21 protein-coding genes are annotated in these 19993 nt (G+C 63.7%); 2 read left to right on the top strand and 19 right to left on the bottom strand.

Going from position 1 to position 19993, the window contains the following annotated elements:
• Window positions 1–17 precede the first annotated feature (17 nt).
• The 15 genes from QCM77_RS13125 to QCM77_RS13195 form a co-directional block, all read right to left on the bottom strand.
• A complete protein-coding gene (locus QCM77_RS13125) occupies window positions 18–203 on the bottom strand; it encodes a hypothetical protein (protein ID WP_279683875.1) in 186 nt (61 codons plus the stop codon).
• A 73-nt stretch (window positions 204–276) separates the two neighbouring features.
• Window positions 277–471 (bottom strand): hypothetical protein, encoded by a 195-nt coding sequence (locus tag QCM77_RS13130; protein WP_279683876.1) that lies wholly within the window; start codon window positions 469–471, stop codon window positions 277–279.
• Window positions 472–473: 2 nt separating this feature from the next.
• The gene (locus QCM77_RS13135; RefSeq protein ID WP_511337196.1) at window positions 474–884 is read right to left on the bottom strand and encodes a hypothetical protein; all 411 of its coding nucleotides are present in this window, start codon (window positions 882–884) and stop codon (window positions 474–476) included.
• A gap of 62 nt (window positions 885–946) precedes the next feature.
• Complete coding sequence (locus QCM77_RS13140) at window positions 947–1549, bottom strand: hypothetical protein (protein ID WP_279683880.1); 603 nt, start codon at window positions 1547–1549, stop codon at window positions 947–949.
• 173 nt (window positions 1550–1722) lie between these two features.
• Window positions 1723–2091: a hypothetical protein gene (locus QCM77_RS13145; protein ID WP_279683881.1), complete on the bottom strand. Its 369-nt coding sequence runs from the start codon at window positions 2089–2091 to the stop codon at window positions 1723–1725.
• Window positions 2092–2123: 32 nt separating this feature from the next.
• Window positions 2124–3653 carry a terminase large subunit domain-containing protein gene (locus tag QCM77_RS13150; RefSeq protein ID WP_279683882.1) on the bottom strand — a complete coding sequence of 510 codons (1530 nt, stop codon included), beginning with the start codon at window positions 3651–3653 and terminating at the stop codon, window positions 2124–2126.
• The gene (locus QCM77_RS13155; protein ID WP_279683884.1) at window positions 3646–4266 is read right to left on the bottom strand and encodes a hypothetical protein; all 621 of its coding nucleotides are present in this window, start codon (window positions 4264–4266) and stop codon (window positions 3646–3648) included. Before QCM77_RS13155 ends, QCM77_RS13150 begins: the two co-directional genes overlap by 8 nt.
• A complete protein-coding gene (locus QCM77_RS13160) occupies window positions 4266–4430 on the bottom strand; it encodes a hypothetical protein (protein ID WP_279683885.1) in 165 nt (54 codons plus the stop codon). The genes QCM77_RS13155 and QCM77_RS13160 overlap by 1 nt, the downstream gene beginning before the upstream one ends.
• Before the next feature lie 507 nt (window positions 4431–4937).
• Window positions 4938–6080, bottom strand: coding sequence for an AAA family ATPase (locus tag QCM77_RS13165; protein WP_279683886.1), 1143 nt, complete (start codon window positions 6078–6080; stop codon window positions 4938–4940).
• Window positions 6077–6919: a DUF7146 domain-containing protein gene (locus QCM77_RS13170; RefSeq protein WP_279683888.1), complete on the bottom strand. Its 843-nt coding sequence runs from the start codon at window positions 6917–6919 to the stop codon at window positions 6077–6079. The genes QCM77_RS13165 and QCM77_RS13170 overlap by 4 nt, the downstream gene beginning before the upstream one ends.
• Window positions 6920–6933: 14 nt before the next feature.
• Entirely contained in the window at window positions 6934–7215 is a 282-nt protein-coding gene (locus tag QCM77_RS13175; RefSeq protein WP_279683890.1) for a PC4/YdbC family ssDNA-binding protein, read from the bottom strand.
• Window positions 7212–7565, bottom strand: a complete 354-nt coding sequence (locus QCM77_RS13180) for a hypothetical protein (RefSeq protein WP_279683892.1) — start codon at window positions 7563–7565, stop codon at window positions 7212–7214. Before QCM77_RS13180 ends, QCM77_RS13175 begins: the two co-directional genes overlap by 4 nt.
• 33 nt (window positions 7566–7598) lie before the next feature.
• On the bottom strand, window positions 7599–7799 hold the full coding sequence (locus QCM77_RS13185) for a helix-turn-helix transcriptional regulator (protein WP_247409260.1): 201 nt from the start codon (window positions 7797–7799) through the stop codon (window positions 7599–7601).
• Window positions 7800–7874: 75 nt separating this feature from the next.
• Complete coding sequence (locus tag QCM77_RS13190; RefSeq protein ID WP_279683895.1) at window positions 7875–8480, bottom strand: hypothetical protein; 606 nt, start codon at window positions 8478–8480, stop codon at window positions 7875–7877.
• A gap of 2 nt (window positions 8481–8482) precedes the next feature.
• A complete protein-coding gene (locus QCM77_RS13195; RefSeq protein WP_279683896.1) occupies window positions 8483–9916 on the bottom strand; it encodes a tyrosine-type recombinase/integrase in 1434 nt (477 codons plus the stop codon).
• A gap of 478 nt (window positions 9917–10394) precedes the next feature.
• Here QCM77_RS13195 and QCM77_RS13200 point away from each other — a divergent pair, with 478 nt between their 5' ends.
• Both QCM77_RS13200 and QCM77_RS13205 read left to right on the top strand, forming a co-directional pair.
• On the top strand, window positions 10395–12350 hold the full coding sequence (locus QCM77_RS13200) for an acyltransferase family protein (RefSeq protein WP_279664399.1): 1956 nt from the start codon (window positions 10395–10397) through the stop codon (window positions 12348–12350).
• A 117-nt stretch (window positions 12351–12467) separates the two neighbouring features.
• The gene (locus QCM77_RS13205) at window positions 12468–13328 is read left to right on the top strand and encodes a class I SAM-dependent methyltransferase (RefSeq protein WP_279664397.1); all 861 of its coding nucleotides are present in this window, start codon (window positions 12468–12470) and stop codon (window positions 13326–13328) included.
• A 213-nt stretch (window positions 13329–13541) separates the two neighbouring features.
• On the opposite strand, the gene QCM77_RS13210 is transcribed toward QCM77_RS13205, so the two are convergent.
• From QCM77_RS13210 to ihpA, 4 genes are read right to left on the bottom strand one after another with little or no spacing between them, the layout of a single operon-like run.
• On the bottom strand, window positions 13542–14519 hold the full coding sequence (locus tag QCM77_RS13210; protein WP_279664394.1) for a cation diffusion facilitator family transporter: 978 nt from the start codon (window positions 14517–14519) through the stop codon (window positions 13542–13544).
• A gap of 2 nt (window positions 14520–14521) precedes the next feature.
• Entirely contained in the window at window positions 14522–17731 is a 3210-nt protein-coding gene (locus QCM77_RS13215) for an efflux RND transporter permease subunit (RefSeq protein ID WP_279664392.1), read from the bottom strand.
• A complete protein-coding gene (gene ihpB, locus QCM77_RS13220) occupies window positions 17724–18713 on the bottom strand; it encodes a divalent metal ion exporter adaptor subunit IhpB (RefSeq protein ID WP_279664390.1) in 990 nt (329 codons plus the stop codon). Before ihpB ends, QCM77_RS13215 begins: the two co-directional genes overlap by 8 nt.
• Window positions 18710–19984 (bottom strand): divalent metal ion exporter subunit IhpA, encoded by a 1275-nt coding sequence (ihpA, locus tag QCM77_RS13225; RefSeq protein ID WP_279664388.1) that lies wholly within the window; start codon window positions 19982–19984, stop codon window positions 18710–18712. The genes ihpB and ihpA overlap by 4 nt, the downstream gene beginning before the upstream one ends.
• Between the last annotated feature and the right edge of the window lie 9 nt (window positions 19985–19993).

Raw genomic sequence — 19993 nt, forward strand, 5'->3', positions numbered from 1 at the left:
TAATTCCTAACCGGCGTTCATGCTCCGCCGGTGCCGAGGTCGACAAGCGCCGGAGTGAAGTTGTTGAACGGCAGACCATTCGCCTTGCAGGACGCAATGATCCGGCGGTAGTGCGCGATCTCCGCAGTCTTGATTGCTGCAGCGATGGCCGCGCTTCCGCCGCCAGCGGCGTAGGCTGCAGCGACGGCGCCCTGCCGCGTCATTTCGCTATCGACGCACGAGCCCGCATGAGTTCGATTTTCAGATGAGATAACGGCCATGAATTCGTGCTCCTGTTCACTGAAGAATGCGGACGCGATTGCCGATCGGCAAGAAGCCGGCCGGGATCAGCGGTCGCGCGATATCCTGGATCACGCGCATCCAATCGCTGCTACACAACGCCTGCGCGCGTTGCTGGGGAGTGACAGACACGGTGATTTGCCGCTCCTCATTGGTCTTAGGGTCGATGAGGTCGATCTCATATCCGATCATGTTCAAAATCCTTTCTTTTCGCCCTTGATGCCGCCCGCGATCACCACGTTTGCCGTCGTCATCAGGCGAACGGCCTCAGCGTCATTCGACAGAAAACGCTTCGAGAAAGCGGGATCATTCATGTGGCGGGACTTCCAGTCCGAAACCGCACGATACTCTTCCTTGCTGACGCCGGCGCCTTCCAGCGCTTCACGCACCACGCCATCAGAAAGGCCCAGGGTTCGCATCCATGAGGCGCCCTCAGCGAGCCGCTTGGAGTCGCCATCCGGGATCATGTCGGCGCCGAGGACCACGCCGTTCATGGCGTTCTCGATCTCGTCACCGCCCTTTCCCAGTACGCTATGCAAATCATTCCACTGCTGCGTCGCTGCGACGTCACCGGATAGAAGCTTTGAGCCGAATTCCGCGTTCATCGTGAGCGCGTCAATCTGGGCGCGGGCTTCGACCGCGGTCGCTGGTGCCTGGATCTGGTCCATCATGCTGCCTCTGAGGTGTGAGTTTTGAACGCCTCGCGCAGAAGGCGGACGAAGTAAGCACCAGATCGCTGGAAAGCGATCGCTGCAGGCTCGATCGAAGGCCGGTCGTAGGCCAACATTGCGTGCGGTGGACGCGCGCCGGGCAAGAAGGCATTCGGCATGCCGCTCCGGAACGCCTCGCCGGCCAAGAGTGCATCAATGTGGATGGGGTTCGCGACACCGCCCACCAGGACGTCGACCGTTTTGAAGTCGAGCGCGTGCGCAACGAGCCCCGTGGGAAATTTGTGCTGCATGTCCTCGGCCAGCGTCCCGAGATTGACGCGCAGCTTCGCCGCCTTCTCGATCAGTTCGGACAGCTCAACGCCGACCTTGGTCCATTCTTCCGCGGCAGCGGCAAACTCCTGGAATTGCCGATCGCGAGCTGCTGCCTGCTGGGCGATTTCGGCCTGGGCATCTTGGCGAAGTGCCACCCCATACGCGGCCTCGAGCTCGTCCACAGCCTCCCTGGCCTCTGCCTTGTCACGGCGCAGCACCGCCAGCCGCTTCTCGCCGCCCCCGGGCTGGGCGACAAGGTCGCCGATCTCCGCATTGATGGCGACCAACCGACGGCGTGCGTCTTCCAACCGGCCAGCGACGTCGTTTGCGCGTGCACTAGGCTGCATGAGACCGCTCCTCGGTGCTCACCGTGGCTTCGGCGCAGATTTTACGGATCAGGCTTGCCAGCGGCCTGCGATCACGATCCGCAGCGTCCCGAAGACGCTGGTGCAGCTCTGGCTCAAACCGCACGCTCACTTGTTTTAGTTCGCTCGACATGAAGATGTCTCCGTTCGATGTTCCGAGCATCGCCCGGCATCGCAGAACCAGCAACGCACTGAAGTGCAGGTTTGTCGGAAGAGAATCGCCTCCGCTTGGTCCACCGGCCTTGCACGAGCGCAGCCTGTTGGTGATCAACGATCGGAACGAAGCAGATGCCGAGCGCGCCGGCGATCAGCACCATGGTTCTCGCACCCATCGCCTTCTGCGGCGGCTCGCTCAGCATTTTGGCTGTCAGGCCATCAGCAATCCCGGCTATCGAGTCGACCGTCGCATAGGTGATGCCGAGCGCGCGGATGCGCTCCCGGAAAACCTGGACGATGTCGGGCATTGAGCGGACGGCGTCGCCTAGCATCGCTGCGCTCACTCCCCCGTAAAGACGTCGAAATCGAGCCCGCGCGCTATCTGGGGCGCGTTCCCGAGGGTTTGGCGCTGGCCTGTGGTGGAATAGCCGCCATAGCCAACCCCATCGCACTCCGATAGCGGCTTGCCCCTCCGGCGCATCATCACCGCGTAGCGCATGGCCGACACCAGGTCATCGCGCTGTTTCACGACCCGGAAATTCTCGTCCCGGTGATAGTTGCGCATCTCCTCGAAAAGCTCGCCGTTGTGGATCGCAATCGTGAGCTTGCCCAGAAACATCAGCTCACGGATCTCGGCGAGCGCTGGCTCGACGGCATTGGTCTTTGTGCCATGATTGACGGCATGGCTCGGCATCATGTTGGCGCCGAAATTCTTGTACTGATCGGCGAGCGGAAGGCCTGAGCCCTTGTCGTGTTGCGATCCATCGTGCGGCCAGGCCACAGGGATGCGCAGGCCCCGGGTCATCGCGTGAATGCGCTGGACATGGTAGAGCGCCGAACTGCGCTCCATTCGGAATGAATCGACCAACCAGACTTGGCCGGTGTCGTGCGCCCAGGCGATCAACGCTGCGGCAAATGGATGCCCATAACCGAAATCGATGCCGACGCACCAGCGAGCGTAGGTCGGAATGTCGGTGTCGGGATTGAAGCTCTTCGAAATGGTCGGCAGGAGCTCGATCGGGAAAATAGGACCGGCGCCCAGCTGTGGGGTGCCTTCGATGCGGGCTTCGCGTTCATGCTCGGAATAACCGGAGGAAAGCTCCTCGCGGCGTGCCTCCGAGATGTGCTTCACCTCGGCGCTCGGGATGCGGAAGACGGCACGATCCGAAGACGGCTCGGACAAAAACTTGTAGGTCACGCCGGCCGCCGCACCATCACCGACGGGCGTATAGCTGACGATCAGATGACCGTCGGTCGCACTGGTCCGGGCCAGGAGCTCGGAATAGATGTCCTCGCCCGGCCGCTCGTCGATCCAAATGACATCGACAGACTCGCCCTGCAGCTTCTCGCGCCGCATCTCGAAGCTTTTATACGTCAAGCTGGAGGTGCCATCGGCAACCCCGTCGGTCTGGTGCGCGACAAACATGGTGTCGACCGCGCCGGTGCCGCCGGGGACCATCACGGGGCGCTTGGCGAAGCTCTCGAGCGGGATCATCCCGGTGCCAAACTCATCGTCGCCGCAGAGCTTCTTCTGCAGCGTGTCCCGGACCAGCTGCCCGGATTCGCCGACGGCCCAAACACGGATTGGCTTGTCGAAGCGCTTGCCGGTCCACCAAAACGGATAGTCGCCGGTCATGTGCAGCGCGACCTCAAAGGCGGCGGACAGAGTTTTGCCCGACTGGTTGCCACCATAGATCAGCCGCTGGTGCACACCGCTGGATCCGGCCAGGAAGAATGCCTTCTGGCTCGGATACCAATAGCTGGCGTCGAGGAAGTCGATCCTCCGATATTTTTTGCGGCGCTCGGACGACGATAACGTCTGCCGGGCGAGGCGGATCAACGCCTGCGGGTCTGGAACATCCTCAGCCATTGTTTTCCACCTCTATCAAATTGCCTTCGATCAGTTTCGCTTCACTGGCCCGCCGGGCCATGTCGGCCGCCTCCAGACGCTCCAGCCGTGCCAGACCGTTGCCGCCGAAGGTCTCGACCATCTTCTCGCGTGAGACGCCCAACTGCCGCAGCGCGCGCAGCTCCTCGAGCGCTTCCTGGTCGGGGTCGACGACCCGGTGCGTGATGTCGATGGTTTGCTTGGTGACGACCGGGTCGGTGCGCTCGAGCAGGGACAACACGGCCCGTCCGTGGTCGCGGTGCCCCGAGTTGCGGATCATGGCGAGCAGCGCCGCCACGGCCTCCGGATGACTGCCCCGGAGGTACTTCCGGCTCTCCTCGGCGATCGCAGCAAGCATCCGCTCGTCGTGCGCGAGGCGCCACGCGATCTTCGCCACGTTCGTCGTGGTGGAGTCCTTGCCAAAGCCGGCGGCCCGCGCCGCGCGCGCGTAGCGGCCGTGGCCGGGCTTGCCAGTCACCAGCTGGTGGCAGAACGCCCGCCACTGGTCATTCGGCAGCGCCCGCATCGCCGGCCCGAGTTGCCCCCAATCAGGCTTTGCCGGCGCAGCGACGGCCTTCTGTTTCGCGCGCGCCATCAGGCGACCCCTCGCGCCGCTGCCGCTGCACGGCGCTCCTGAGCCGCCTGATCGACGATCCTGCGCAGCAGACTGCCGACGCTCCGGTCCTCTTCGCGGGCCCAGGTCTCCAGCGCGGCCTTGATCTCCGGCTCCGTCTCGAATGTCACCTTCTCACGCTTCATGTCACGCCTCCGAAATGTTCGGCGGGAAGGTGCGCGGGGTATCAGATGGCAGCAACGCACCGGGAAAATCCGAACAAGGTCTGGAGGGCGCCGCCGCGTAGGGAGCCGTGCAATGAATTCGGGGCAGAGCTCGGGAATTTCGCCCCACGGCATCAATTTCTGAAACGCGATCGCAATCTGGCTGGTGATCTGCCGAATGATCGATGCGAACTGCTACCCCGACGCTACCCGAACTGCAGGGATTGCAGCTAACCCATTGATCTGACTCACGGAAGCTATCGTGCTCAGCGAGGTGCTCTCGTGACTGATGCTGTTGATGCTGGTAGGTGGGCGAGCCGGAGGGAATATCTACAGTGGAAGGGAAGAACGTGGTGCTTTCCATGACCTGTCTCTCATGTTCGGGGTGTTCGGTTCGTGTTCGGTTCGGTTCGGGTTTCGCGATGTTCGGTGTTCGGTTCGGTTCGGCCCCTCTATAAGAGGGCCGTCCGTCCGAACATCATCCGAACATCAGTGGTCGACGGTCCAGCGATCTCCCATCTCCCTGATGAGGCCTTTGGTCTTGAGCGCATTCCTGATGTCGGTGAGGTCGGCGCGGCGATAGCAGCCAATGCCAGCGGCACGGGCCAGCGTGTTCCAGTCCTCGGTGAGCAGCCCGGATTTGCCGGCATCGTGCAGCATGGCGAACAGGGTCTTTTGATTGGCCGTGAGCTTTGGTTCGCGCTGCTTTGGGGCAGCTTGTGCGTCGATCGCGTCGGTTGATACGATCGCGGTGGTGATCGGGTCGCCATCCTCGTCCCGGCCGAGTTCGAAGGGTTCCAGCCTGAACTGGGCAACCACGCGTTCGGGCTGGTCGTTGCCCTTGATGACCTGGGCCACCTTGGTCGCATCGCCGCTGATCTGCACCATAACGTCGACATCGCCGACGTGCGCATTGCTGCCGCGGGCGCCTCGGGTCTCGTCCTTGCCGGTGTGGCCCACGAGCGCGATGTGCAGATCAAGCCGGCTGTGGACGGTCCTCAGGTTCGCTGCGGCCCGGTTCTGATCCTTTGCCTTGTCCTCGTCCCCTCCATTCGCGGCGATCCCCTTCGCATAGGTGTCGATAATGATCAGCCCGACATCGCCACCAAACTGCTCCTCGGCCTGGCGCACGGTCGAAACGATGGTGTCGACGCAATTCGGATTGAGCAGATCGATCACCGCGTCCGCCACCGCGATCGGGAGGGCCTTGAGGCCGTCGCGGAGGTGGTAAACTTGCAATCGACGCTTGAAGAGATCAGCCCGCTCGAGGGCAAAGACCACAACACCACAGGCCTGTTTCGCCCGGTGGCCACGCCAGTCGATCTGTGCGGCGGCGTGCACGGAAATCTCCGTCAACAGCGCGGACTTGCCAGCGCCTGGCGGGGCAATCCATGCCGACGTTTCTCCCCGGGAGATGATGCCTTTGAAGATCCAGCGTTTCCGCGCAAAGGCGCCGCAGTCGTCGAAGTAGGTCAGTTTCAGCGCGGCCGCGGAATCCGGCGCCTGATCCGCGCGGGCGTTCGAGGACAGACCGTAGTCCTCCGGCCCCCCAGGCAGCGGTGGCTCCTCAGACTGGAAGCGATCGAGCGTGACGAGCTCAGACGCGCGCGCCGTCGGTGCGGAAAGGATCATGTTTGCACAGCGTCGTTCATGTCACCGGCTTCGCGCGGCGTTGCGACTATCACTTCACGCTGTTCGGCGGCCCAACGATTGCCGCAGTTCTTGATCGCTTGCGCATTGGCGCCGCTGTCGTCGGTTTCGGCGAGGATGGTCAGCGCGTCGATGCCGGCCAGCACGGGAAACGTTCCGATTGCCGTCGCCGAGCCGAGCGCCCACACCGGCCGAAAGCCCAGCATTCGCCCGGCAAGGCAGGTCTCGAAGCCTTCGCCGATCGTCAGGCCCTGCTCGACGTCTTCATCCGGATCGATCTTGATGGCCGCGCCAGCCACGGGGCCGAGCATTTTCCGGCCGATCTTCTTTGCGTCGGGATCCAGCGCCGTGCGGTGGATCGCCTGCAGCCCGTCGTCGGCGACCGACCGAAACGCAACGAGCATGCAGGGGTGGCGGACACCGGGCCCGAACGGGCAAGATGGATGGAAGCGCACCACCCGGTTTGCCACGTCCTCGAAAAGCTCGAGGCGGCGGCCTTCGACATAGCGCTGGACGAGCGTCCCCCGCGGCTCGACGGCTTCGCGCCAAAGCGCCTGTGCCATGCCACCTTCGTTACGCGGCGCTGTTACTGTAACGGCGCGCTGGCGTTTCACTGGCTCGCTGCGAGCGGCGCGACCAAGCCGCTGCAACACATGTTCGCGGCACGGCCGCCAGTCGTCGCCGGCGTGGCTGTGCACAATGAAGCCGTCGGGATCTGTGGGCGCCAAGCTGACGCTGAGCGAGCGGTCGCGCGGCGAATGTCCTGGGCCGGGGCAAAGGATTGAGCGCCCGACAACGTCACCCCCGAGCGCCGCCGCCATGCTGCGAAGCGCGTTCATTCGTCCACCCCGTCCTTGAGCAGGCCCAGTTCGCGGGCCTTCTCGATCGCCTTTGCAGCGCCCGCGGCGAACTGTTCCAACCGAGCCATGCCGACAGTCACACCGCGTTGTGTAGGAACGCTCTGGCCCTCTGCGTTCGTGCCGAAAAGCCGGCAATCGAGGAACGTGTGGCCTTCAAATTCCCGGATAGCCATCACGATGCTCTGCTTCCGGTTGCGAGCAGACTTCCAAAACTTCGCGACCTCGATCGGCTCGACGATCTTGGGGGCGTCGCTCATAGCGTCACCTGGTCGAGTGCGGCGCCGATCGGCGAGGAGGGTTCACCACGGCTGTTGCGCTTCATGGCGTGCTTGATCGTCGCAAAGTCGGCACCGTGCTGTAGGGCGAACGAAAGAGCTATCGCGGCGTCGGATGCGAGCGCGTCGAGTAAGCTGTTCGCATGAGCAGCGTTGATGAAGATTTCGCCGAGCCGGCCGTCGCTGTAGTAGCCGGCGCTCATGGTGAAAGTGGCGCCGACGTGCTCGAAGGAAAGCGTCTCCGAAGCTCGACGGTTTGGCAGACGTTGACGCGGGATTCCGATTTGCTGTATGGGCATGTTGCTGATCTCGATTTGCTGATCTGAAAACACGAGCGCCGCCCGGTCAGGGGCGGCGTTTCTCGTTCAGGCGACTTCACGTTCAAGCTTGATGTGCCCACGCGGCAGCGAAGCGGCCCAGGCCTCAAATTCCTCCTCAACCCAGCCAACCGAGTTGGGGCCGAGCTGGACGGGCTTGGGAAATGCGCCTGCCTGGATTTTGCGCCAGATGGTGGGATAGCTGAGGCCGGACCGGTCAACGATCTCGGGGCGGCGAAGGATTTTCATGGTGTGACATCCCAGTTAATCAGATGTCTTCCCATCTACGGCATGTTCGGCCCGTCTCAGTGGGACACTGGACGGCTACGTTTTTGCCGAGTGTCTACCGGCCCGTGTCGATGCCTTGAGCGCGTCCCGGACCTCGTTCGTTTTCGGCTCGGCACCAGATACCGCGAACAGAAGTATCTCGGTGACCTGGTCAAGCGGTTGGCCGCAATTCGCAATGAAGAGTTCGCGGCAAGCTAGTATGAACAGCTTTCTGGGGTTCGGCTGCCGTCCCAATACTCGCAACCGCATCGCGGCTTGATTTCTTGCTAGCTTGTTTTGGATGCCGGCGAGAATCCCGAAGTTGGGATCGCCATTGCGTGCGGTTCTCCAATTCTTTTCTGCCTGCGACACGGCCCTATCTTCGAGGGCCTTCGATTGAGGGACGATCTCCGTCACGAGTCGGTGGTGCTCCCACCCTTTTTCGAGGACCCAGGCGATAAGATCGACGGGCTCCAGATAAGGACTTCCGTCGGAAGTTGCTGCCCGATCGATTGCTTCCCAAGCTTCATTTGCAGCTGCGTGTTCCGACCATCTATCGATGACGGCCAACTCGAAAACGCGCTTTTCGGTCTGTTCCTCAGATGCAACCTGCCGGCGGACATGGGAAAGCTGATCGCGGAAGCTTGGAGTCGGGGCTCTCATGTTTAAGCCCGCAGCGCAAAGACGTTATCGGCCGGCGCACTGGGAGGCTCGACGATGCCCTTGAGCCGTGCAGCCCAAAGCTCCAATGCTTCGCGCTTCTCGTCGGCATACGCCCACTGGTCATAAATTTTGTGAAGCTCAGGCTTCGCATGGGCGAGGATCAGCTCGCGGACTAGCTCGGGAACGGGCAACGCTGAAAGATGGGTTCGCACTGTGCGCCTTACGTCGTGGAGGACGAACCAAAGTCGCTTGAGATCAGCTACAATCTTTTTGCGCTCCTCGCCCTGGGCCCGACTGAGCTTGCCCATCGCGGTTTCAATTTCGGCAACGCGAGCCAGCAGCGAAGCGTCACTGTTCACGGTGCCAATCTTGCGCAACTCCTCCAACATGAGCTTGTCGAAACGGCGCTTCATCTTTGAGAACCCGGAAATTGGCTCCGCGCCGTCCCCTGTACTAAACAGGAAATCGCCACCATTAAAGCGGGGCAGCCCCTCGATGATGGCCAGCAGATCAGCGCAAAGCGGCACGGTGTGAGGGCCGCTCTCATCCTCCTCGCCCTTCATGCGCTCGGCCGGGATGGTCCAAAGCCTACGCCCAATCTCGAATTCGGACCGATGAGCCTCAGCGGCTTCATTGCGACGAAGCGCCGTCAACATCAGCACCTTGACCATGTCGCCGAACGGATAGCCCATCCGGCCTGCTGCGCGCCATGCCCCTCGGAGCTCGTCATCCGAAAGGATGCGCTTGCGCTTCACTTTCTTGCCGATCAATTTCATTGCGTTCATTCGATCAGCAGGCGACCGGTCAAGCCGGTAAGATGGGTGAGCCATTGCCCAATCGAAGATTTGGCGGATGACTTCGAGAAGCTTGCGAGCGGCTTCGGGTTTGCCGGCATTGACTAGCGCCAGAATGCGCTCCTCCACATCGATTGATGTGATGTCGACGGCGGCTTTATTGCCCCACGGTCCGATCAGTTCCCGATCGATGATGCGTCCGAGCTCGGCGCCGCGGCGTTTCCGGCTAAGCTCGCGGGCCTTATAGGTCTCTGCGACGATCGCGAAGGTCGGCCGGTTTGCTTCCTGCTGTTGTGCCTTCGCTGTGGCCGCAGCCGCATCGTCTGATTTGTCCCGCTCGTCGGCCGGATCACATTGGCCTTTGACCATTCGACGGAGTTCCGCCGCCTTGGCGCGGGCTTGCTCGAGATCGAATGTCGACTTGCCGTCCGGATTGTCGAAGTCGACGGCCCCGATGGTGTAGCGGCGCCGCTTGTTCTGCGTGGGAGAGTTGTAGACGAAGATCCACGACCTGTTGCCTTCCGAAGTGACGCGGCATCCGAAGCCAGGCACGATCGCGTCATATCGCTCTGCGCGAGCGGTCTTGGAAGCCGGCCGTTTGATCTTCTGGACAGAAAGGGCCGTGAGTGCAGCGCGCGCCATGGTGAAGCCTTTCGGGTAACACCGGGTAGCAAAATGACGCGATTACTGTTGTGTTGCCCTGAAATGCGATGATACGTTCCAGGACGAAAAACGCAATGAATCTGGTCGGTTATGCACACCGGATGGATACGGTTGAAACGGAGTGAAACCGAATATGCCCTCGTTTACACCGAGAGGGTCCGCGGTTCGAATCCGTGACCGCCCACCAGCCTGCGCTCGCGAAGCGAGGCAGGTTGCCGCGCCGAAGCCTGACGGGCGAAGGTGGGCTTCCGACGCGAGCTCCGGCCCGGCAAGCCAGCCTGCGCTCGCGGGGCGAGGCCAAGCGAACCAGCGCGGCGCGCGGTTTTCGCCAACAATCAGTCCGATTTGGACGGCATCTTGCGCTTGCGGCCTGTCTCTGCGTCGGGCATATCGGCCTGAATCGGGAGGCGTAGAGCGGCTGCCCCACCAAGCATCATCTGGATCAGACGCCGGCCACATGCCGTCCAAGCTGCCTTACCGACCGGAGATCGATGGCCTGCGAGCCATTGCGGTCCTGCCGGTGATCCTCTTTCACGCCGGCATCCCAGGATTTTCGGGAGGCTTTGTCGGGGTCGACGTCTTCTTCGTCATCAGCGGCTATCTGATCACGTCAATCATCCTCGATGAGTATGAAAACGGCGGCTTCAGCTTCGTCGGATTCTACGAGCGGCGCGCCCGGCGCATTTTGCCGCCGCTCTTCTTCGTGTGCATCGCTTGCCTCCCGGTCGCCGTCTGGTGCCTCGGTCCGCGCGATCTGGCGGACTTCTCGAAGAGTCTGCTGTCGGTATGCGCCTTCGTTTCGAATTTCTTCTTCTGGGCACAAAGCGGATATTTCGATACCCAGAGCGAGCTCAAGCCGCTGCTTCACACCTGGAGCCTGGCGGTCGAAGAACAGTTCTATCTTTTGTTTCCGATTTTGCTGTTCTGGTCGCTGAGGCTTGGTCGGACCAGGGCCACGGCCTGCTTCGTCGTCATCGCAGCGGCGAGCTTTGCCTATGCGCAGTGGGGCTCGCATCACGCGGAGGCCGCAGCGTTTTATCTGCTGCCTGCACGGTTCTGGGAGCTCCTGCTCGGTGCGCTCCTGCCGCTCTCAGGCATTGCGGTGCAGAGCCGGGTTGCCCGTTCGTACGCCGACGCACTCGCCTTGCTGGGCCTCGCGATGATTGCCTTGCCCGTGTTCGGCTATCGGAACGTTCCGTATCCTGGAGTTTACGCGCTAGCTCCGACTTTGGGCACCGCGCTGGCGATCCTGTTCCTGCGGCGGGATACGGTGTTGGGCCACATCATCGGATCGCGCGTCCCGGTGGCCATCGGCCTCGTCAGCTACAGCGCTTATCTGTGGCATCAGCCCCTGTTTGCTTTCGCAAGACTGACCAAATTCTATGAGACCAACATCCCGGTGTTTGCGGGCCTGTCGGTTCTTTCGATGGTTCTGGCATATTTGACCTATCTGCTGGTCGAACGCCCGGCTCGCGATCGCAAGCGTATCGGCCGGCGCGCGGTGTTTGCCTCGTGCGGCGTCGCCATAGCGATTTTTGCCAGTCTCGGCTCGGTGGGCGTTTTCACCAATGGCCTCGAGAACATCCACTTCAACAGGTATGACATGGCGACCCGGCGCGCCTACGAGCTGATCAGGCGCTACGCCTTGCGCGATCTGAAGGGCAGTTTGATCGACAATGGCGACTGCCTGTTCTGGTCCTCAAGTCCCGACAGCAAGTTTGAGATGCGGTTCAAGGCTTGCGCCGCAAAATATGGACCGGCGGTCATGGTCGTCGGAGATTCCCATGGCATGAACGTCTATAATGGTCTTGCCAAAGCCAAGCCGGGTCCGTTCGTGGTCGGTCTGGTCAACGAAGGTTGCCGGGCCTGGAACGACAGCGAACTCTGTCCGTATGCGGGATTGAAGGGCTTCCTCGAACGCAATGGTTCTTCTCTGCGCGGGATCGTCTTCAACGTGTCCGGCGCGCATCTGCTCACCGATCCCGCGGGCAATGCAGAAAACCACCATTTGTTCGAATGGGAGACCGGATATCTGATCAACTACGAAAAGGTCGGCTTCACGCTGAGTTATCTGAGGGCGCTTGCCCCGCTCGCGAAGATCGTTTGGCTCGGCCCGTTTGTCGAGGCGCGGGTCAATTTCAGGGACCTGCCTCAACTCGCCAGCGATGGATTCCTCATGAACCCGGTCGCGCTTCATCATTTCAAGGAATTGGACGAGGAGATTGCGAAGGAGGTCGCCGACGGGCCGCGGACAATTCAGTACTTGTCCTTCTACGACGTCCTCAAGGTCGACAAATATTTGCTGTTTACCGATGACTGTCTGACATTCAGCGATCCGGATCATCTAAGTGCGTGCGGTGAAGCGTTGCTTGGCAACAAGCTCAAAGTGCATTTGCCCTGGCTCAATTCCTAGGTGGCCCGCCAGACGTTCGATTTTGAATGGGCGGGAACTTCGCTTCGTGGTATGGCCCGCGCGGTAAGGAATACTGCGAAGCACTAACGGTGCGCGAGTGCGCGCGATGAGGTCCCGATGCAGCAGTCCAGCGGACACGAGCAGAACGCAGACCAGATCGCCTATTGGAACGGCCCGAGCGGGCAGCGCTGGGCCGATCGCCATGCAGCGCAGGAAAGCCTGCTCGGACCCATTGCCGACGTGCTGATCGACCGCGCCAGGCCGAAGCCAGGCGAGCGCGTCCTCGACGTCGGCTGCGGCTCCGGCGCAACGACGGTCGCGTTCGCGAAAGCGGTGGCCCCGAATGGCTTTGCGCTCGGCCTCGACGTCTCCGATCCGATGCTGTCGCAGGCGCGTGCGTTTGCGCCAAAGGGCCTGCCGCTCGATTTCGTGCTGGCGGATGCGACGGTGCATCCGTTCGAGCCGGCGAGTTTCGACCTGCTGGCCTCGCGGTTCGGCGTGATGTTCTTCGCTGACCCGATCGCGTCTTTCACCAACCTCCGCCGCGCGCTGAAGCCGACGGGGCGGCTGGCGTTTGCCTGCTGGCGCGAGCCGAAGGAAAATCCCTGGATGATGGCGCCGTTGATGGCGGTCTACAAGCACGTCCCCAAGATGCCGCCGGTCGGGCCGGAAGAGCCGGGCCCGTTCGCCTTCGCCTCCGAAGAGCGGGTGATGCGGATCCTGAAAGGTGCAGGCTTCGTCGACGTCGCGATGGAGCCGCACAATCTCGCGATGGATATCGCGATTGGCGGCGGGCTCGATGCCGCCGTCGACGGCTCGCTCCAGATCGGCCCGGCCAGCCGCGCGCTGCAAGGCCATCCGCCGGAGACTTATGAGGCCGCAAAAGCTTCGATCCGCGAGATGCTGGCGCCGTTCCTGAAGGGGCAGTCGGTCGCGCTGCAGGGCGCGATCTGGATCGTGACGGCGAAGGTGGCGTAGGGCGTCGCTGTCTAAGCGTCGCCGTTGCCAAACACTCGGTGTCGTCCCGGCGAAGGCCGGGACCCATAACCCCAGGGAGAAGTTGCGGCGCGAGGCTGATAACCACGAGTCTTCGTTAAACTACTCCCTGTGGTTATGGGTCCCGGATCAGCGCTCCGCTTCGCTGCGCTTGTCCGGGACGACACCGGAGATTGGAGCTCCCACGCAACTCCCTCACACCACATCATCCGGCGCCAGCGCGCAGCCATTGTCGGGATGCGTCTCGATCTGAAGGGTGGTGTGGCCGATGCGGAAGGAGGTCTTCAGCATCTGCGTGGTCTCCATCAGGAATGCGTCGCCGGCGCCGGTGGGCATGACGAGGTGGCAGGTCAGCGCCGTCTCGGTGGTCGAGATCGGCCAGACGTGGAGATCGTGGATCCTTGAGACGCCGGGGCGCTCGAGCAGAAACGCCTTGATTGCGGCGAGGTCGGTGCCTTTGGGGGCCGCCGCCATCGACATGTCGATGGAGCCGCGGAGCAGGCTGGTGGTGCTCCAGAGGATGGCGGCGCAGATGGCGAGGCTGGTGACGGGATCGAGCCAGAGCCAGCCGGTCCAGATGATCAGCGCCGCCGAGACCACGACGCCGAGCGAGACCGCGGCATCGGCCGCCATGTGCAGATAGGCGCCTTCGATGTTGATGTCGTCCTTGCGTCCGCGCGCGAACAGCATGGCGGTGAAGCCGTTGACGAGGATGCCGACGCCGGCAACCACCATCACGGTGACGCCCGCGACCGGCTCCGGCTCGCGCAGGCGCAAAATCGCCTCCCAGCCAATCGCACCGGTCGCGACCAGCAGGAATACCGCGTTGGCCATGGCCGCCAGGATGGTCGAGGCGCGCAGGCCGTAAGTGAAGCGGCCGCTGGGCGCGCGCCTCGCCGCGATCGACGCGCCCCAGGCCACGACCAGGCCGAGCACGTCGGAAAGGTTATGGCCGGCGTCCGCAAGCAGGGCCGTGGAGTTGCCGATATAGCCGTAGACGGCCTCGGCCACGACCAGCGCGGTGTTGAGCGAAATGCCGATCGCGAACGCCTTGCCGAAACTGGCGGGCGCATGGACATGCGCGTGGCCAGGACCATGATCGTGACCATGATCGTGGCTGTGATCGTGGCCATGATCATGATGGTGATGACCGTGATGGTCGTGGCTGCTCACCTCTAGCGCTCCCCGGAAGCTGCCAAATCAGGCGCTATTGTAGGCGTTTCGGTGCCTGCGTCACGGCGGAACAGCACGTAGAGCGCCGGCAGCACCAGGAGCGTCAGCGCGGTCGAGGAGATGATGCCGCCGATCATCACGGTCGCAAGCGGCCGCTGCACCTCGGCACCGGCCCCGGTGGCAAAGGCCATCGGCACGAAGCCGAGGGAGGCGACCAGCGCCGTCATCAGCACCGGACGCAGGCGTGTCAGCGCGCCCTCGCGCACCGCGTCCGCGACGGGGTGCCCCTCGCTACGCAGCCGCTCGATGAAGGCGATGATGACGAGGCCGTTGAGCACGGCGACGCCCGACAGCGCGATGAAGCCGACGCCGGCGCTGATGGATAAGGGAATGCCGCGCAGCAGCAGCGCCATGACGCCGCCGGTCAGCGCCAGCGGCACACCGGAGAACACGAGAGCGGCATCCGCCGCCGATCCCGTGCCCATGGACAGCAGCAAAAACACCAGCAGCAGCGCCACCGGCACCACCAGCGTCAGCCGCTTGGTGGCGGAGACCAATTGCTCGAACTGTCCACCCCAGCCGATCCAGTAGCCCGGCGGCAGCTTGACCTTCTCCGCGACGGCGTTCTGGGCCTCGGCGACAAAGGAGCGCAGATCGCGCCCGCGAACGTTGGCCATCACCACCACGCGGCGCTTGCCGTTCTCGCGGCTGATCTGGTTGGGTCCCGGTGCGATCTCGATCGCCGCGACGGAAGACAGCGGGACGTGGCGCAACGCCGTGTTTCCGCCAGGCCATGCGGTTTTGGTGACGGCCGGTCCATCCTCGCCCGGCGGCAGCGGGATAGGCAGCGACTTGATCGTGTCAGGGTCGGCACGCAGGCTTTCCGGCAGCCGCACCACGATGTCGAAGCGGCGATCGCCCTCGAACAGCTTTCCGACCGGCTTGCCGCCGATCGCGATCTCGACCACGTTCTGCACCTCGCTGAGGCTGAGGCCGTAGCGTGACAGCGCCTGGCGGTCGAGCCTGACGGTGAGGATCGGCAGGCCCGCGATCTGCTCGGTCTTGACGTCGGCCGCGCCCTCGATGGCATGGACGACGCCGTTGACCTGCTGGGCGATGCCGGCAAGCACGTCGAGATCGTCGCCGAAGATATTCACGCCGACGTCGCTGCGGATGCCGGCAATGAGCTCGTTGAAGCGCATCTGGATCGGCTGGGTCATGCCATAGGCCGTGCCGGGCAGGGTGTTGGCGGTGCGTTCGAGCTCGGCGATCACCTCGTCCTTGGGCTTGTCCGGGTCGGGCCATTCGTCGCGTGGCTTGAGCGTAACATAGGTGTCGGACATATTCGGTGGCATCGGATCGTTGGCGATCTCGGCGGTACCGATCTTGGAGAAGATGGTCGCGACCTCCGGTACCTGCTTGATCGCCATTTCCAGCCGGAGCTGCATGTCGACGCTCTGGGTCAGGCTGGTGCCGGGAATCCGGATGGTTTCGATGGTGATGTCGCCTTCGTCGAGGCTCGGGATGAATTCGCCTCCCATGCGCGTCGCGGCGAAGACGCTGCCGGCAACGATCAGCATGGCGCCAAACGCGACGGTGCCGCGGTGGCGGATGGCGCGGTCGAGCAGCGGCACATAGAACCGCTTGGCCGCTCTCATGAAGATGTTCTCCTTCTCCGAGACCTTGCCGGTGACGAAGATCGCAACCGCGGCCGGGACGAAGGTGATCGACAACAGCGCCGCGCCGGCAAGCGCCATCAGCACGGTCAGCGCCATCGGCGTGAACATCTTGCCCTCGGTCCCCGTCAGGGTCAGGACCGGCAGGTAGACCACGGCGATGATCAGCGTGCCGAACAGGCTCGGCTTGATGACCTCGCTGCTGCCGGCGCGGATTGTCTCCATCCGCTCCTCGAGCGACAGCAGCCGGCCGCGCCGGTGCTGCTCGGCAGCGAGCAACCGCAGACAGTTCTCCACAATGATGACCGCGCCGTCGACGATGATGCCGAAGTCGATCGCGCCGAGGCTCATCAGATTGGCGCTGACCTTGCTCTCGACCATGCCCGTGATCGTGAACAGCATGGAAAGGGGGATGACACAGGCGGTAATCAGCGCGGCGCGGATGTTGCCGAGGATCAGGAACAGTACCGCGATCACCAGCGCCGCGCCCTCGACGAGATTCTTCTCGACGGTCTGGATGGTGGCTTCCACCAGATGCGTGCGGTCATAGACGGCGCGCGCGATCACGCCGTCAGGGAGCGATTTCGCGATCTCCGTGAGCCGGGCCTTAACGCGCTGGGCCACCGTACGGCTGTTCTCGCCGATCAGCAGCATGGCGGTGCCGAGCACGGTTTCGCTGCCGTTTGCGGTCGCAGCGCCCGAGCGCAGGTCCTGGCCTTCCTGGACGTCGGCGACGTCGCGGATACGCACCGGGACGCCGCCGCGCGAACCGATCACGATGTCGCGGATCTCCGCGACATTGGCGACCTGGCCCGGGGCGCGGACGAGATATTGCTCGCCGTTGCGCTCGATATAGCCGGCACCGACATTGGCGTTGTTGGCGGCCAGCGCTGTCATGATGTCGCGAAAGCCGAGTTTGTAGGCCATCAGCCGGCCGGGGATCGGCAGCACGTGGAACTGCCGCTCATAACCGCCGATCGAGTTGACCTCGATCACGCCGGGAATGGTGCGCAGTTGCGGCTTGATGATCCAGTCCTGGATGGTCCGCAGCTCCGTCGGCGTGAACTCGGCACCGGTCTGTGACTTCGCGCCGGCCTTGGCTTCGACGGAGTAGACATAGATCTCGCCAAGGCCGGTCGAGATCGGCCCCATCGCGACCTCGGTTCCGGCCGGAAGCTGGTCCTTCGCCTGCTGGATACGCTCGTTGACGAGCTGCCGCGCGAAATAGATGTCGGTGCCGTCCTGGAACACGACGGTGACCTGGCTCAGGCCATAGCGTGAGATCGACCGGGTGTATTCGAGCTTGGGCAGCCCGCCCATTGCGGTCTCGATCGGGAAGGTGATGCGCTGCTCGGATTCGAGCGGCGACAGGCCCGGCGCGTGGGTGTTGATCTGGACCTGCACGTTGGTGACGTCAGGGACCGCGTCGATCGGCAGGCGGGTGAAGTTCCAGGCGCCGAAGCCGCCAGCGCCGAGCGCGAGCAGCAGGACCAGCCAGCGCTGCTGCAGCGAGACCGCGATGAGACGCTCAATCATGCTCGGCCTCGCCTTTGCCCATCTCCGCCTTCACGACGAAGCTGTTCTCCGCAACGTAATGCTCGCCGGCGGAAAGGCCGGCCCTGATCTCGACATGGCGGGGATCGGAATCGCCCAGCTCGACGGGGCGCGCCTCGATCTTGTCGCCATCCTCGCGGACGAACACGATGGTCCTATTCTCCAGCGTCTGGATCGCGCTTCGGCGCACGGCGACCGCGACGTTGCGGGCGGCGAGGATCAGCCGTGCCGTGACGAACAGGCCGGGACGCAGGCGCCCGTCCGGATTTGGCAGCACCACGCGCGCCAGCGCGGTCTGGGTCTCGCTGCTGCCGATCGGGGCCATGTAGGAGATGGTGCCCTTGATCTCGCCGCGGCCGTCGTCGGGATCGATCAGCACCTCGTCGTTGAGGCGAACGCGCCGCAGATCCTGCCGATAGATCGAGAGGTCGACCCAGATGGTGGAGAGGTCGGCGACGACGAAGGCCGGTTTCTGCTCGGAGGCATATTCGCCGAGCGAGATCTGCCGCTCGATGATGGTGCCGGCGATCGGCGCCTTGAGCTCGTAGACGGTGAGGCTCTGGTTGCTCTCGATCGCGGCGAGCAGATCGTCCTTGCCGACCTTGTCGCCGATGCGCTTCTGGATCGATTTGGCAACGCCGGGAAAACGCGGCGTCACCTGCACCACGGCTTCCTGGTTGGCGCGCAGGATGCCGTTGAAGGCGAGCGTGTCGGTCAGCGTGACGCTCGCGGCTTCCGCCAGCGTCACGCCTGCGGCTGCAAGCTTGACGTCGGAGATGCGGATCCGGTCGGCGCCGTGCTCGTCCTGCTCGACATGGTCGTTCGGCTTCTCCGGCTTCTTGTTTGCGGCGTGTTCGGCGGGCGCGACCCTCGCGGGGGCCAGCAGGGAATAGCCGTAAGCGCCAAGTGCGGCGCCAAGTGCGGCGGCAACGATTGCGACGAGGATGGTGGAGGACGTCTTCATCGTGCGCTCTCCCGCGCCAGCGTGAAGGGGTTGCCGACGAGACCCTCGATGGTCGCCACCCCCGCATGGAAGTTCTGGAGCGCCTCCTGCTCGCGCAGCCGCGCCTGGGTGACGCTCGCCTGGGCGTCGAGCACTTCGAGCAGTGTGAAGCGGCCCTGGCCGTAGCCTTGCGCGATTGCGTCCGAAGCTTCGGTGGCCTTGGGAATGGCGCTCTCGCGCAGCACCGCGAGCTCGCGCAGCGAGCCCTGGAGCGAGTCGTAGGCGCGGCCGGCGACCACGATCAGCGTGTTGCGGTTGGCCTCGCGCTCGGCTTTGGTCTTGGCGAGGCTTTCCTGCGCCGAGAGGATGTTGCCCTGGTTCTGGTCGAACACGGGAATCGGCACCGAGACGGTGAGGCGCGCCGCGTCGTCATTGGTCTCGTTGAAATGGCGCCAGCCGGCCGCGATCCGCACGTCGGGATAGGGCCTGAGGCGCGCCAGCAACAGCTCGGCGTTGCGCTGGGCATAGATCGCGGTCCAGCGCACCAGCTGTGGATTGGCATCGATGGCGGCGACGACCGACTGGAACGTCGGCGGCCGTCCCATGGTGTCGAGTCGGCCGGAGACCTCGCCGAATTTCGGTGCCGCGTCGCCCATCAACACCGCAAGCTCGCGCCGGGCGCTGGCTAGCGTGGCCTTGAAGCGCTCACGGTCGGCCTTCACCAGCGCGGAGGCCACTTCCGCACGGCCGGTCTCGGCCGGCGAGGAGGCGCCGGCCTCGACGCGGCGGCGCAAGAGCGGCGTCAGCCGGTCAATGGCGGCGATCTGCTCGTCGAGGATCTGGATGCGCCGCTGCGCGCCGAGCACGCTGAGGAAGGCGATCGCGGTCTCCGACAGCACCTCCAGCCTGACGGCCTTGCGCTGGATCGCGGCGACCTCGATGCCGGCAACGCCCGCGGCGATGCGCGCGTCGCGCTTGCCGAACAGCTCGAAGGCCTGGCTGATCTGGAGCGTGGTCTCGGCCGATCGCGTGCCGCGATAGATGCCGGACCCCAACGAATTGTCCTGCTCGTAGGACAGTTCCGGATTGAGAAGCGCACCTGCCTGGATGCGCTGGCCCGTCGCGATGCCGACGTCGCGCTCCGCCGCGGTCAGCCGCGGACTCGTGGCCAGCGCGCGCGAGAGCGCGCTACGCATCGTCAGAGTCTGGGCGTGAGACGGCGCAAGCGCCAATCCGCCAATCAGGCACGCTGCCGCGCACGCAAGGCGCGCGGCCATTCCGCTGCAAAACATGAAACCGAC

Origin of the sequence: Bradyrhizobium nivariense (genome assembly GCF_029846695.2) — a bacterium.
GTDB lineage: Bacteria > Pseudomonadota > Alphaproteobacteria > Rhizobiales > Xanthobacteraceae > Bradyrhizobium.

What these genes read in the sequence shown, in the direction of transcription:
- QCM77_RS13125 (WP_279683875.1), bottom strand. Translation starts at nt 203, where the DNA reads ATGACGCGGCAGGGCGCCGTCGCTGCAGCCTACGCCGCTGGCGGCGGA.
- QCM77_RS13130 (WP_279683876.1), bottom strand. Translation starts at nt 471, where the DNA reads ATGATCGGATATGAGATCGACCTCATCGACCCTAAGACCAATGAGGAG.
- QCM77_RS13135 (WP_511337196.1), bottom strand. Translation starts at nt 884, where the DNA reads ATGAACGCGGAATTCGGCTCAAAGCTTCTATCCGGTGACGTCGCAGCG.
- QCM77_RS13145 (WP_279683881.1), bottom strand. Translation starts at nt 2,091, where the DNA reads ATGCCCGACATCGTCCAGGTTTTCCGGGAGCGCATCCGCGCGCTCGGC.
- QCM77_RS13150 (WP_279683882.1), bottom strand. Translation starts at nt 3,653, where the DNA reads ATGGCTGAGGATGTTCCAGACCCGCAGGCGTTGATCCGCCTCGCCCGG.
- QCM77_RS13155 (WP_279683884.1), bottom strand. Translation starts at nt 4,266, where the DNA reads ATGGCGCGCGCGAAACAGAAGGCCGTCGCTGCGCCGGCAAAGCCTGAT.
- QCM77_RS13160 (WP_279683885.1), bottom strand. Translation starts at nt 4,430, where the DNA reads ATGAAGCGTGAGAAGGTGACATTCGAGACGGAGCCGGAGATCAAGGCC.
- QCM77_RS13165 (WP_279683886.1), bottom strand. Translation starts at nt 6,080, where the DNA reads ATGATCCTTTCCGCACCGACGGCGCGCGCGTCTGAGCTCGTCACGCTC.
- QCM77_RS13170 (WP_279683888.1), bottom strand. Translation starts at nt 6,919, where the DNA reads ATGGCGGCGGCGCTCGGGGGTGACGTTGTCGGGCGCTCAATCCTTTGC.
- QCM77_RS13175 (WP_279683890.1), bottom strand. Translation starts at nt 7,215, where the DNA reads ATGAGCGACGCCCCCAAGATCGTCGAGCCGATCGAGGTCGCGAAGTTT.
- QCM77_RS13185 (WP_247409260.1), bottom strand. Translation starts at nt 7,799, where the DNA reads ATGAAAATCCTTCGCCGCCCCGAGATCGTTGACCGGTCCGGCCTCAGC.
- QCM77_RS13190 (WP_279683895.1), bottom strand. Translation starts at nt 8,480, where the DNA reads ATGAGAGCCCCGACTCCAAGCTTCCGCGATCAGCTTTCCCATGTCCGC.
- QCM77_RS13195 (WP_279683896.1), bottom strand. Translation starts at nt 9,916, where the DNA reads ATGGCGCGCGCTGCACTCACGGCCCTTTCTGTCCAGAAGATCAAACGG.
- QCM77_RS13200 (WP_279664399.1), top strand. Translation starts at nt 10,395, where the DNA reads ATGCCGTCCAAGCTGCCTTACCGACCGGAGATCGATGGCCTGCGAGCC.
- QCM77_RS13205 (WP_279664397.1), top strand. Translation starts at nt 12,468, where the DNA reads ATGCAGCAGTCCAGCGGACACGAGCAGAACGCAGACCAGATCGCCTAT.
- QCM77_RS13215 (WP_279664392.1), bottom strand. Translation starts at nt 17,731, where the DNA reads ATGATTGAGCGTCTCATCGCGGTCTCGCTGCAGCAGCGCTGGCTGGTC.
- ihpB (WP_279664390.1), bottom strand. Translation starts at nt 18,713, where the DNA reads ATGAAGACGTCCTCCACCATCCTCGTCGCAATCGTTGCCGCCGCACTT.
- ihpA (WP_279664388.1), bottom strand. Translation starts at nt 19,984, where the DNA reads ATGTTTTGCAGCGGAATGGCCGCGCGCCTTGCGTGCGCGGCAGCGTGC.